This is a genomic window from Pseudomonas sp. FP198 (assembly GCF_030687895.1).
GTDB lineage: Bacteria > Pseudomonadota > Gammaproteobacteria > Pseudomonadales > Pseudomonadaceae > Aquipseudomonas.
The window spans coordinates 4,330,716-4,344,586 of record NZ_CP117452.1 but is presented as its reverse complement, the minus strand read 5'-3'; the positions used below and the strand labels follow the sequence as shown (position 1 = coordinate 4,344,586).

The following is a 13,871-nucleotide window of genomic DNA, read 5'->3' as shown; positions in this document are numbered from 1 at the left end:
TAAAAAATCGACCATATCCCGTTGTTTCAAATCGGGCGGTTTTGTCGTGCCTGAAATTTAATAAATGAAACGTTAATTGCTCATCCTCCAGACGAAATCTTCGCTCAAGCTTCACTGGCCGCAGCCGAAAAACACCGCCGGGATTCATGCTTCAGTTTTGTGAACACACTGATTTACGAAAACCTCCTCTACCATCCTTAAAGCAGGGAAGAAAAATGGCAGTCATTAATGGAACAGCTGGCGCAGATGCACTGATTGGCACCGCAGGGGACGATGAGATCAACGCTCTGGGTGGCAACGATGCCATCAAGGGGACTGCTGGCGCAGACAAAATCGATGGTGGTGCAGGTTTAGATACTGTCGACTATTCGGCATCTACTGAAGGTATCAGTATAGATTTGCGTCAGGGCACTGGACTTGTTGGACGGGGTGGCGATGCAGAGGGGGATACGCTCATTGGTATCGAAACCGTCATAGGCTCTGCCTTCAATGACGTGCTTTCCTCTGGCCCCTACACCGTAATCCCAACGGTACAGTTGGAAGGGGGGGCCGGCGACGACATCTACAACATCAATCTGGGGCTGACCCCCTACATCATCGAACAGGCCGGTGGCGGCAACGATGAAGTCCGCGTATCGGTGATCAATGCCAACGGCACAGTCCTGGCGGCCAACGTCGAGCGCTTGACCTACGTCGGCACCGGCGCATTCACCGGTTACGGCAACGACAGCGACAACGTCATTACCGGCGGTTCGGGTAACGACACCTTATTCGGTGGCGCGGGAGCGGACCAGTTCATCGGCGGTGCCGGCTATGACATAGCGGGTTATACAGACAGCAAGCAAGCTGTGAACATCAATCTCAAGACGGGCGTGCATTCCGGGATCGCGGCAGGTGATACCTACACCGGTATCGAGGTGATCAGAGGATCGAATTTCAACGACACGTTCGTTGGCGATGGCAGCGGTATGCGACTCGACGGCGGCGCCGGGATCGACGTGATCGATTACTCGGGCTCGACTGCCGGGGTAAACGTCGATATCCGTAATGGGTGGGGAACCGCAGGCACGGGCGGAGATGCCGAAGGCATCATTTTAGCGAATATCGAAACTGTCATAGGCTCTGCCTTCAACGACGTGCTCTCCGCTGGCCCGTACACCGTAATCCCCACGGTACGGCTGGAAGGGGGGGCTGGCGACGACATCTACAACATCAATCTGGGGCTGACCCCCTACATCATCGAACAGGCCGGTGGCGGCAACGATGAAGTCCGCGTGTCGGTGATCAATGCCAACGGCACGGTCCTGGCGGCCAACGTCGAGCGCCTGACCTACGTTGGCACCGGCGCATTCACCGGTTACGGCAACGACAGCGACAACGTCATTACAGGCGGTTCGGGTAACGACACCTTGTTCGGTGGTGCGGGAGCGGACCAGTTCATCGGTGGTGCCGGCTATGACATAGCGGGTTATACCGACAGCAAGCAAGCTGTGACCATCAATCTCAAGACGGGCGTGCATTCCGGGATCGCGGCAGGTGATACCTACACCGGTATCGAGGTGATCAGGGGATCGAATTTCAACGACACGTTCGTTGGCGATGGCAGCAGTATACAACTCGACGGCGGTGCCGGGATCGATACGGTCGACTACTCGGGCTCGACTGCCGGGGTAAACGTCGATATCCGTAATGGGTGGGGAACCGCAGGCACGGGCGGAGATGCCGAAGGCATCATTTTAGGGAATATCGAAACCGTCATAGGCTCTGCCTTCAACGACGTGCTCTCCGCTGGCCCATACACCGTAATCCCAACGGTACAGCTGGAAGGGGGAGCTGGCGACGATATCTACAACATCAATCTTGGGCTGACCCCCTACATCATCGAACAGGCCGATGGCGGTAACGATGAAGTCCGCGTGTCGGTAATCAATGCCAACGGCACGGTCCTGGCGGCGAACGTCGAACGCCTGACCTACGTCGGCACTGGTGCATTTACCGGTTATGGCAACGACAGCGACAACATCATTACCAGCGGTTCGGGTAACGACACACTGTACGGGGGTGGGGGAGCGGATCAGTTTATCGGTGGTGCCGGCTATGACATAGCGGGTTATACCGACAGCAAGCAAGCTGTGAACATCGACCTCAAGGCGGGTGTGTATTCCGGAATCGCGGCAGGTGATACCTACACCGGTATCGAGGTGATCAGGGGATCGAATTTCAACGACACGTTCGTTGGCGATGGCAGCGGTATGCGACTCGACGGTGGTGCCGGGATCGACGCGATCGACTACTCGGGCTCGACTGCCGGGGTAAACGTCGATATCCGTAATGGGTGGGGAACCGCAGGCACGGGCGGAGATGCCGAAGGCATCATTTTGGCGAATATCGAAACCGTCATAGGCTCTGCCTTCAACGACGTGCTCTCCGCTGGCCCATACACCGTAATCCCAACGGTACAGCTGGAAGGGGGAGCTGGCGACGATATCTACAACATCAATCTGGGGCTGACCCCCTACATCATCGAACAGGCCGGTGGCGGCAACGATGAAGTCCGCGTGTCGGTGATCAATGCCAACGGCACGGTCCTGGCGGCCAACGTCGAGCGCCTGACCTACGTCGGCACTGGTGCATTTACCGGTTATGGCAACGACAGCGACAACATCATTACCGGCGGTTCGGGTAACGACACACTGTACGGTGGCGCGGGAGCGGATCAGCTCATAGGCGGTGCTGGCTATGACATAGCGAGCTATCTCGACAGCAAAGTAGCCATGGACATCAACCTCAAGACGGGCGTGCATTCCGGGATCGCGGCGGGTGATACCTACACCGGTATCGAGGCGATCAGAGGATCGAATTTCAACGACATTTTCTACGGTGGTAGTTCGCCCGTGGCGCACGATGGCGCGGCTGGCATCGATCTGGTCACTTATGAACAGTCTGACAGCGCAGTGACGATCGACCTGACCAACGGCACGAACATAGGGGCGGCTGCTGGTCAGACCTACGCCAACATTGAAATGTTTCAAGGCAGCAATTTTGACGACACGCTATCGGGCTCGGGTCTGAAGGATATCTTCATTGGTGGAGCCGGGGCAGATGTAATCGATGGCCGCGTAGGTCTGGACAGTGCTTTTTACATTACAAGCACAACTGGCATCTCGATCAACTTGCAGACGCAAATCAATCAAGGTGGCGATGCCGAAGGTGATGTATTGCTTAACATCGAACATGTGTTGGGCAGTCATTTCAACGATGTCCTGGTTGGAGACACGGGTGTTAATTATCTGGAGGGTGGATTGGGCAACGACGTCATCGACGGCGGGGACGGCAATGATTTCCTTTATGGTGGGCTGACTTCGTGGATAGAACCTTTCAAAGTCGATAGCTCGGCGAACGGGCCGCAGGCAGACATCCTGTACGGCGGCGGCGGTAACGACACCATCGTCACGACTGCGAGCGACGAGGGGACTCAAGCCTACGGTGAGGCCGGAAATGACACTATCACTGTGATACATGGCATGGCTGACGGTGGGGAAGGCAACGACCTGCTGACCGGTAGAGGCGTGGGCTTTTCACTGTCAGGAGGTCAGGGGGATGACAGGCTGATATTGCAGACCGGCGGTTTTGCTAACGGCGGTGAGGGTGATGATATCTACACCATCGATACTCCAAAGTTAGTGACGATTCAGGACGACGGTATCAGCAGCGGTGACAAATTGGTTTTGTCCTACATCGGTAGCTCTGAGCTGTTGGCTGATCGCATCGGCGATGACCTCTATCTGCACCGATCAAGTTTCGCTCCAGGACAGGCACCGCAAGAAGGTGTGCGCCTGAAGGATTGGTATGCAGGTTACGACACCATTGAACAGATCCAGACAGCTGATATGCAGCTCATCAGTCTGGTGGGCATCAACACATTTGCCAACGATATGTTTTCCTGACAGCCAATGCAGCGTTCCTGCCGCTACATATTGGTTACGGCAGGAAAATACATATGCTTTGGTAATAGTCTCTAGTGTGTCGCTTTTGCCCGGTATTGCTTGAACCGGGCAAAGGTTTTCACCCTGCTCCCAAGAGAAAAAGACAATCGCGGAGCGAGCGCCCCGTCACAAACCCCAGACCAAAAAAAACCGGCCACCAGGAGCCGGTTTTTTTATCCCCCGTCAAAACCATCACGACGTGGGACCAGAATTCGATTGGAGCGGGTGAAGGGAATCGAACCCTCGTTATCAGCTTGGGAAGCTGGAGTAATGCCATTATACGACACCCGCTCAGAGCGGCTGACTTTGTACCAGATGTGGCCTGGGATTTGAAGTTTTTCTTTCCGGACGGCGAGGTCATCCGTCTACGCAAGCCTCAAACCAGAGCGGTCATTCGCGAGCAAGCGCCGTTGCTGGAGGCTTGCCCGCGATGACTTTTCTCAGATGGCCACTGCATGGTAGTCCTGTACATAGCTGTAGCGCGGTCGGCTGGCGTGGTGGGTCGGCTTGAGGAAACCCAGCAACGCCTCGCGGCTGTCGCGGCAGGCGGCCTTGTGTTCCATGTCGAGGAAGTGCCCGGTGGCTTGCAGCGTGGTGAAGCTACTGTGCTGGACATGGTTGGCGAAGAGCCTGGCGTCGGTGGCCGCGGTGTATTCGTCCCATTCGCCATTCAGGAACAGCACCGGCACGTTGATCTTTTTCGCCGCGTTGACATAGCACTGCTGGTCGCTGTGGAGCACGTCGTTGATGTGAAAGTGCATCTGCCCGTACTCATGCTCGGCCAGGTTGCTGACGTGGCGATAGTTGAAGCGCTTGAACAGCGGCGGCAGGTGCTTGCCGATCGTGCTGTTGACCAGGTGTCCGACACGATCGCCGTCCAGGCTGCTCAGGTAGTCCACGCCACGTTCCAGGTAGTCGCGCATCGGCGCGTTGAGCACCGGTGAGAACGAGCTGATCACGGCTTTTTCGATGCGCCGCGGGCGCTGGGCCAAGGCGGTCAGGGTGGCGGCTCCGCCCCAGGAAAACGACAACACGTGATCGGCGGCGAAGTGGTCGATCAGCTCCAGCAGGATCTGGCCTTCGATTTCCTTCGTCAGCATTTTCTCGTGGCGGTTGTGAGCCTTGGACTTGCCCGCGTAGGGCTGGTCGTACAGCACGACATTAAATTGCGGGTAGAGGTTTTTGGTCGTCTGTGCAAACGACGCGGTGGTGGCCATCGAGCCGTTGACCAGAATGATGGTCTTTTGCGCGGCGTCTGCGCGATAGAACTCCGTGTAAACCCGATACTGACCCTGTATATCTAGCACAGCGATTTCTGGCCTCATGTCATAAGACTCCTGGCAAGCGGGTATGCGCGCAATGAGATTGCACGGGCAATGTGACAGGTAGGCATACGCCTGGAAGATAAGGCCCATGTCGATCCGCGCAAGCCGGTCGACGGGTGTTGTTATGGCGGGCAATTTGCCGGCGAGCGAGGCGGAACCTGAGGGTTCCAGCCGGCAAAAAGTTTCTTAGAGGTATGGGGTGACTCATCGGTCACATTTCGGCCGACGGTTTGATTCAAGCAGGGGGACAGCCGTTGCGCAAGTGCTCTTTGAAAATTGTCCGACACATCTGCCCAGCGGTCATCCGGCTCAGATCAGGCCAACTTCTTCAGGGCTCAAGGCGCGGTATTGGCCCGGTGCGAGATGAGCGTCCAGCTGCAGCGGACCCATGCTTTCACGGTGCAGGCGCAGCACCTTGTTATTGAAGTGACCAAACATGCGCTTGACCTGATGATAACGGCCTTCAACGATGCTCAGGCGCGCGGATGTCGGCCCCAGTCGGGTCAATTGCGCCGGTTGGGTGGTGAGGTCTTCGAAGGCGAAGTACAGGCCTTGGGCAAACGTGAAGGCGTACTCGGCGGTAATGGTTTGCTCGGTCTCGACGTAGTAGACCTTCGGCAGTTTGGTCTGCGGCTGGGTCAGGCGCCGCGACCAGCTGCCGTCGTTGGTGATCAGCATCAGCCCGGTGGTGTTGAAGTCCAGGCGACCGGCGATGTGCAAGTCGTCCTTGTCCGGTTCGTCCAGCAGATCGAGGACGGTGCGGTGCTGCGGATCGCGGGTGGCACTGACGCAGCCGGGCGGCTTGTGCAGCATGAAGTAACGCGCCGGCCGGCCTGCTTGCAACACTTCGCCGTCGACTTCGACGCGGCTGAATTCACGCACCTGTGCCTGTGGATCGTTGACGGTCTGGCCGTCGATCCGCACGCGCCGTTCCACCAGCAGCAGGCGGACCTGTTGGCGGTTGAAACGCGGCAGGTTACTGAGGAAACGGTCAACGCGCATGGGCAGTTCGGGCAGGTAAGCTGGGGGCGGGCATCTTACGCGATCGGTTGATGCTTGGCGCGCAACTGGTCATCGACCCGGGCGCATCGCGGGCACAGGCAGGATTGGTTGCGCAGCTCGGCCGGCAAATTTTCCAGCACCGCCGGGTCGATGCTCACGCCGTAGCACCAGCAGGCATGGTCGATGGTTTTCGGGTTGGCCAGGCTGCAGTCGTTGGTGGCGCCGCACGCCGGGCAGAGATCGGGTTTATTCATAACTGGAATGAGGCATTTCCACGCAGGTTCGGTTGCTTCCGGTCTGTCGGGCGCGTTGCAGCGCATGATCGGCCCGGGACAGCAGGCTGTGCAAGGAGTCTTTGTCCTGCAGGGTGGTCAGGCCGATGCTGATGGTGATCCGCAATTGCTTGCCGCTGCAAAAGTAGCGTTGTTGTTCGATGCGCTGGCGAATTTTCTCGGCGATTTTCAGAGCGTTCTGTCCATCGGTGTCCTTGAGCAGCAGGACGAAAGCATCGGCGCTCCAGCGGCAGACAATGTCTGAATGGCGCAGTGTATCGGTCAGGTCGCGAGCGAAACCCGTCAGCAATTGATCGCAGGCGACGTGGCCGTGGTTGGCGTCCAGTCGCTTGAAGTCATCCACCTCCAGCAACAGCGCGCTCAGTGGCCTGGGCTCGCGTTGGGCTTCGTGCAGGGCCTGTACCGCCAGCAGGTCGAAGCCCCGCCGATTGGGCAGCTCGGTGAGGCCGTCAAGAATCGCTTGGGCATCGATCCGCCGCTGGTAGCTGACCATCAGCCGATGCAGCACCACGAGCGCGGCCACCGTCACCAGCAGGCCGATCAGCAGATTGAAATACAGCGTCTTGAGCACGTTGTCCCGCAGCGATGTGTTGGCGGCGTAGTAACCCAGCAGCGACGTCACCAGGAAGCCGGCGCCGAGCAAAATGGCCAGGATCAGCACCGGCGAGCGCTGGGAATACAACGGCGAACGAAGCGACATGGCGATTCCCTTGGAGTGACCCGATGGAATCAGTTTAGTGGCCCTGTAAGAAAAGGCATTCGGATTTACAGCTTTGCAAGATCGTGGCGAGGGGATTTAGCGAAACGTCGCGCCGCCCAGCGGGGATAAATCCCCTCGCCACAGGGTGCTGTTTATTGACGGGTACCTAGATAAGCCCGCCATCCGCCCAGATGACTGATGTCCTGCGCGCCGTCCAGACCATACGGCTCGCAAATGAAGCCGCTTTCCCAGCGTCCGTCGGCCAGTTGCACCTTACCCAGCCCCAGCGGTGCCGGGATACCGGTGAGGAACGAGCCCAACTCGCTGCTTGGCAGTTCCCAGACTTCCACTTCGATCGCCACGCCTCCCTCGCCGACCCGAAGCATGCCAGGGCGCAGTGGCGGGCCGCCGGCCAAGGCGTAGAGGCGATAATCCGCTGAGCTTCGGGTCGCCTCGATCAGGCGGGCGCCACGTTGCTTGAGCTGCCAGTTCAACGCCAGCCCATCCAGGTGCGCGCCGCACACGACCAACCGTGCCCGATCATGGCGCGCCGGGTTGGCAGGCACTGGCAGATCAGGCGCTTGCTGGCGCTGCAAGGCGTCGGCCACGCTCAGCAGGTACTGATCGGTGAAGGCGCGGCCGAACAGCGTCACGCCCCAAGGCAAACCGTTGGCCATGAATGCGCTGGGAACGGCCACGGCGGCGTAGTCCAGCAGGTTCATGAAGTTGGTGTAGTAACCCAGTTGCGAATTGCGCAGGAGCGGTTCGGCGGCGAGTTCGGCGAGCGTCACCGGGCGACCGATGGTTGGGGTGAGGACGCAATCGAGCGCGTCCATCGCGCGGTCGCATTGGGCCTTGAGCGCCTGCAAACGGTACTGGGCGCGGAAGGTTTCCACACCGGTCACTGTCGGCGCTTGCGCCAGCACGGCGCGGATCACCGGCAGTACCGCGTCGGGTTCGCGTTCCATCAGTTCTCCGGCCACGCTGTAGCGCTCGGCAACCCACGGCCCCTCATAGAGCAGGCGTGCCGCTTCCAGGAAGGGTGACAAGTCCAGCTCGACCGCTTCGCCGCCCAGGCGTTCGAGGCGCTCGATGGCATCGGCGAACAGCCGTGGGCCTTCGTCGCAGTCGAAAAATTCCAGGTCTTGCCGACGGGGCACGCCGAAGCGAAAACGTCGTGGCGCGCCGAACGCCGCACCGTCGTTCCATTGCGGGTTGGGGCGGCTGTATTCGTCGCGCGGGTCGAGACGCGCAGTCAATGCCAACAGCTGGCTGGCTTCGCGCGCCGTCGCGGTGAATGTGGTCACGCAGTCCAGCGTACGGCAGGCCGGCACCACGCCAGCGGTGGAGATCAGGCCCTTGGTGGCTTTCAACCCCACCAGATTGTTCAGCGCCGCAGGCACGCGGCCGGAGCCGGCGGTGTCGGTGCCCAGGGCAAAGCTGGCCACGCCCAGGGCCACCGCCAGCGGCGAGCCGGCGCTGGAGCCGCCCGCCGGGTAGTCGGCCAGCACGCTGTTGCGGCAAGCCCCGTAGGGCGTGCGGGTGCCGTTGAGGCCAGTGGCGAACTGGTCGAGGTTGGTCTTGCCAACAGGAACCGCACCCAGCGCCAGCAATTGCTCGACGATGCTTGCCGAACGTTGCGGCACGTAGGCAAACGCCGGGCAGGCGGCGGTGGTGGGAATGCCAGCCAGGTCAATGTTGTCCTTGATCGCGAATGGCACGCCATACAACGGCAGGCTTTCCAGGTCGCGGTTTTCCAGTGCCGAAAGGTAAGGTTCGAGTTCCTCGGGCGACAGCAGGTGGATGAACAGGTGATAGTCCGGGTTGAGCGCAGCGGCTTTTTCCCGCAGGGCCAACAGCAGCTGACGCGGCGTCGTTTCACCTTTGCGGTAGGCGTCGCGCAGGTTGTCCAGGCGCAGAGAGAGGTTCATGGCGTTAATCCTTTGATTGAGTTCAGTCACGTTCCAGCACCACCACGCGTTGCCCGGCGCGCACCGCTGAACCGGGCTGGACGCGCACTTCGCGGACCACTCCGGTGATCGGCGCAAGCACCGGGATTTCCATTTTCATGGACTCCAGAATCACCAGCACGTCACCCGCGACGACCCGCGCACCCACCTCCACCTGGACCTGCCAGAGGTTGCCGGCGATGTGGCTGTCGACGCTCAGTTCGCCCTCGTCCAGCACTGAATCTTCGCTCGGCGCGGTTGCCGGTTCTTCGCTGTCGAAATGCGCCTGGCCGCTGGCGATCCAGCGCTCGCGCTCGGCACCGAAGGCGCCTTGTTGCTGCTCGCGGAACGCGTCGATGCTGTCCGCTTCCCTGGCCAGGAAGCGCTGGTAATCAGCGAGGTTGAGTTGGCTGTGTTCGATCGCCAGGTCGAAGCGGCCCAACGGGAAATCCCGACGGATGCGCAGCAGTTCATCGGCGCTGACCGGGTAGAAGCGGATCTGGTCGAAGAAGCGCAGCAGCCAGGGCTTGCCGTCAAATGCGGCGACGTCCCGATAACGATTCCACATCTGCAACGTGCGGCCGACGAACTGATAGCCGCCGGGGCCTTCCATGCCGTACACGCACAGATAGGCGCCGCCGATGCCCACCGAATTTTCCGCGGTCCAGGTGCGCGCCGGGTTGTATTTGGTGGTCACCAGCCGGTGCCGCGGGTCCAGCGGCGTGGCGACCGGCGCGCCAAGGTAGACATCGCCGAGGCCCATCACCAGATAGCTGGCATCGAACACCGTGCGTTGTACTTCGTCGAGGTTGGGCAGGTCGTTGATGCGCCGGATGAACTCCAGGTTGCTTGGGCACCAGGGCGCGTCCTTGCGCACGGTGGTCATGTACTTTTCGATCGCCAGCTGGCACGCCGGATCGTCCCAGGACAGCGGCAGATGGACGATACGCGACGGCACCTGCAAGTCTTGCGCGGCGCACACGGCGTCCCACTCGCCGGCGATGATGGCCAGCAGATCGGCCAGGGGTAATTGCTCGGGCTGGTAATGCACTTGCAGCGAGCGAATACCCGGCGTCAGGTCGATCACCCCTTGCAGGTGCTTTTGCTCCAAGGCCTGCATCAAGGCGTGGGCGCGAAAACGCAGCACCAGGTCCAGTTCGGGAGCGCCGATTTCAAGCAGCAGATGGGTGTCGCCGGACAGCCGCGCGACCAGGCGGGTGTCGTCCTGGCCGATGTCCAACACCACAGGCGACATCAATGTCTGTGTAATCCCCAACCCTGTGGCGAGCGAGCTTGCTCGCGCTGGGTCGCGCAGCGGCCCCAAATTTTCAGCGCCAGGAATATTGTCTGGCGAGCGCTGCGCACTCGAGCGGGAGCAAGCTCCCTCGCCACGGGAGAAATCCATTGCCAATGCGCGGGCAGTCTTCAGCTCCACCGGCACAAACCGCACCTTGTCCCCCGCCTTGAGCTGTCCCAGTTGCCACAGGTCCGCCTCGATCACCGTCACCGGGCAGACGAAGCCCCCGAGGCTGGGGCCGTCGGGGCCGAGGATGACCGGCATGTCGCCGGTGAAGTCCACCGCGCCGATGGCGTACGGGTTGTCATGGATATTGGAAGGGTGCAGGCCCGCTTCGCCGCCGTCGGCACGGACCCATTCCGGCTTCGGCCCGATCAGCCGCACGCCGGTTCGGCTGGAGTTGAAATGCACTTCCCACGCGGTGTCGAAGAACGTCTGGATGTAGCGCTCGGTGAAATATTCCGGCGCGCCGTGGGGACCGTAGATCACCCGGATCTGCCGCACGGCTGGCAACACCAGGGGCGGCTCTTGGATCGACGGCATCACGACGTGCTCATCCAACGCAGCCAGGTGCAGCACGTCGCCGGTGCACAATGCTCGCCCGCCGTGGCCGCCGAACTGGCCGAGGGTGAAGGTGCTTTTGCTGCCCAGGTAATCCGGTACCTGCAAGCCGCCACGCACACACAGATAACTCCGCGCCCCGGCGCCAATAATCGTGCCGATGGCGAGGGTGGACCCTGCACCGATCGACAGCGGGGTGTCCATCGGCACCGTTTTGCCGTCCAGCGTCAGGGCGATTTCTGCGCCGGTGACCGCCACTCGCGCAGCGCAGTTGAAGCGCAGCAGCGGCCCGCTCATGGTGATTTCCAAGGCCGCCGCACCTTCCTCGTTGCCCAGCAGGCGATTGCCCAGGCGCAACGAACGGCTGTCCATTGGCCCCGACGGCGGCACGCCCACCGCCCAATAACCGAGGCGACCGGGGTAATCCTGAACGCTGGTCTGAGTGCCGGGGCTGAGCACTTCGACGGTGTTGGCGCGGTAGGCCAGGGTCTCCAGGCAGCGGGTCCAGGGCTGGCCATTGGCGAAGGGCGCGTCGAGCAGGATCTGTTGCAGGTAGACGCGGTTGGTTTCGACGCCGTAGAGCAGGCTTTCGTCCAGCGCTTGATGCAGGCCCAGGCGTGCCTGCTCGCGGGTCGGCGCCCAGCGAATGACTTTGGCGATCATCGGATCGAAGTACGGCGGGATCTGACAACCGGCCTCGACCCAGGTGTCAATGCGCAGTTCCTTGCCGTTGGCCTGCGCAAATTCCACCGCGGTCAGCAGCCCAGGGCTCGGCTGGAAATCCCGGCCTGGATCCTCGGCATACAGGCGCGCCTGGATCGCGTGGCCCTCGGCTTTCAGCCCTTGGCTCAGTTCGCTCAGTGGCGGCAGTTCACCGGCGGCCAATTGCACCATCCAGCGCACCAGGTCCACGCCCCATACCTGCTCGGTGACGCCATGCTCCACTTGCAGGCGCGTGTTCACTTCCAGGAAATAGAAGCGTCCGGCCTCACTGTCATAGACAAACTCCACGGTGCCGGCGCTGCGGTAGTCGACCGCCCGGGCCAGCTTGATCGCGGCCGCGCAAAGCGCGTCGGCCATGCCTTCGGGCAGGTTGGGCGCCGGGGTTTCTTCGATGACTTTCTGGTTGCGCCGCTGCACCGAGCAGTCGCGCACGCCCAGGGCGATCACCTGGCCCTGGCCGTCGCCGAACACTTGAACCTCAAGGTGCCGCGCCCGTTCGATGTACTTCTCGATGAACACGCCGGCGTCGCTGAAATTGTTCTGCCCGAGGCGCTTGACCGCTTCGAAGGACTCGCTCAATTCAGCGGCGCTGCGGCATACGCGCATGCCGATTCCGCCGCCGCCCGCCGTGCTTTTCAGCATGACCGGGTAGCCGACCTGCGCGCCGGCCAGTAGCGCGGCATCCAGGCTGTCGAGCAGTTCGGTGCCTTCGAGCAGGGGTACGCCGTGCTGGCGAGCCAGGGCGCGTGCGGTGTGCTTGAGACCGAACACTCGCAACTGCTCCGGTGTCGGGCCGATGAAGGCAATGTTGGCGGCCTCGCAAGCTTCGGCGAAAGCGGCATTTTCCGAGAGAAAACCGTAGCCGGGATGGATCGCGGTCGCGCCGCTGTCTTGGGCGATCGCCAGGAGTTTGTCCACCGCCAGGTAGGTGCCCGCCGCCGCGCCTTCGCCCAGGCAGTGGGCTTCGTCGGCCTGGAGGATGTGCAGGCTGGCTTCGTCGGCCTGGGAGTAAACCGCGACGCCTTTGACGTCCAGCTCGCGCAAGGTCCGCAGGATGCGGCAGGCGATGGCGCCACGGTTGGCAATCAGGATTTTTTCGAACATGGCATTTACCCCTCAGGCCGCAATGTCAGCCTGAATCGGGATGCGGGCCGTCCCGCAGTTTTTGATGGCCGACGGGGTCGTCCCCGTCGGCGAATACCATCGAACACCACACAACCTCTGTGGGAGCGAGCCTGCTCGCGAAAACGGTACAACAGTCGCATGAAGGCTGACTGATCCGACGCCTTCGCGAGCAGGCTCGCTCCCACAGGGGGTCAGGGCGCTATCTGATGCACTGCCCCGACCGGCTCTGGCACAGCGCGAACAGCCAGCGGCGCAGGCGCACGAGTTTCAGTTCCATATCAGCAGCTCCGCAGGGGTGGGGTTGTAGGCGTTGCACGGGTTGTTCAGTTGCGGGCAGTTGGAAATCAACACGATCACATCGATCTCGGCCCGCAGGTCGACGTATTTGCCCGGCGCCGAGATCCCGTCTTCGAAAGTCAGGCCGCCGTCGGCGGTCACCGGCACGTTCATGAAGAAATTGATGTTCGGTCCGATGTCGCCCTTGCCCAGTCGACCGTCGTGGGCGCAGGCCCGCAGGTAGTTGTCGCGGCAGCTGTGCATGTAGCGTTTTTCCAAGGCGTAGCGCACGGTGTTGCTTTCCTGCGCGCAGGCGCCGCCGAGGGTGTCGTGGCGCCCGCAGGTGTCCTCGACGATGGTCAGCATCGGGCGGCCGAGGTTGGAATACAGCACGCTGCCGGTGCTCAGGTAGACGCTGTTCTGCCGGCGCAGTGTGCGTTGCACGTCGTAGCGTTCCTTGGGGTTGGCCAGGCTGTAGAACAACGTATCGACCGCCTGGTTGCCTTCCAGGTCGAGGATGCGCAGGGTCTGGCCGGCCTTGACCTCGGTCAGCCAGGGTTCGCCGGCGGGAATTGTGGCGCGGTAGACGGCGGTCTCGGGTTGCTTGTGTGCAGCGGCAATGGCGAGTGACATG

The 13,871-nt window shown here is 61.2% G+C and carries 7 protein-coding genes, 1 tRNA gene and 1 pseudogene; 1 reads left to right on the top strand and 8 read right to left on the bottom strand.

The features are described 5' to 3' along the window. The first annotated feature begins 215 nt into the window (after window positions 1-215). Window positions 216-3,947: a calcium-binding protein gene (locus tag PSH78_RS19775; protein WP_305496239.1), complete on the top strand. Its 3,732-nt coding sequence runs from the start codon at window positions 216-218 to the stop codon at window positions 3,945-3,947. Window positions 3,948-4,203: 256 nt separating this feature from the next. On the opposite strand, the gene PSH78_RS19770 is transcribed toward PSH78_RS19775, so the two are convergent. The 8 genes and pseudogenes from PSH78_RS19770 to PSH78_RS19735 form a co-directional block, all read right to left on the bottom strand. Further along, window positions 4,204-4,277 (bottom strand) — tRNA-Gly (locus PSH78_RS19770). A gap of 149 nt (window positions 4,278-4,426) precedes the next feature. Beyond that, complete coding sequence (locus PSH78_RS19765; RefSeq protein WP_305496238.1) at window positions 4,427-5,311, bottom strand: alpha/beta fold hydrolase; 885 nt, start codon at window positions 5,309-5,311, stop codon at window positions 4,427-4,429. A 309-nt stretch (window positions 5,312-5,620) separates the two neighbouring features. Then, the gene (locus tag PSH78_RS19760; RefSeq protein WP_305496237.1) at window positions 5,621-6,313 is read right to left on the bottom strand and encodes a pseudouridine synthase; all 693 of its coding nucleotides are present in this window, start codon (window positions 6,311-6,313) and stop codon (window positions 5,621-5,623) included. Between the two features lie 35 nt (window positions 6,314-6,348). Beyond that, the gene (locus PSH78_RS19755; RefSeq protein ID WP_305496236.1) at window positions 6,349-6,567 is read right to left on the bottom strand and encodes a cysteine-rich CWC family protein; all 219 of its coding nucleotides are present in this window, start codon (window positions 6,565-6,567) and stop codon (window positions 6,349-6,351) included. Beyond that, a pseudogene (locus PSH78_RS19750) lies at window positions 6,560-7,177 on the bottom strand (GGDEF domain-containing protein); the annotation flags it as partial. The gene PSH78_RS19755 and the pseudogene PSH78_RS19750, both read right to left, overlap by 8 nt. A gap of 281 nt (window positions 7,178-7,458) precedes the next feature. Then, on the bottom strand, window positions 7,459-9,237 hold the full coding sequence (atzF, locus tag PSH78_RS19745) for an allophanate hydrolase (protein WP_305496234.1): 1,779 nt from the start codon (window positions 9,235-9,237) through the stop codon (window positions 7,459-7,461). A 22-nt stretch (window positions 9,238-9,259) separates the two neighbouring features. Next, entirely contained in the window at window positions 9,260-12,940 is a 3,681-nt protein-coding gene (gene uca, locus PSH78_RS19740; protein ID WP_305496233.1) for an urea carboxylase, read from the bottom strand. A gap of 288 nt (window positions 12,941-13,228) precedes the next feature. After that, window positions 13,229-13,870, bottom strand: a complete 642-nt coding sequence (locus PSH78_RS19735) for an urea amidolyase associated protein UAAP2 (protein WP_305496232.1) — start codon at window positions 13,868-13,870, stop codon at window positions 13,229-13,231. Window position 13,871 lies beyond the last annotated feature (1 nt).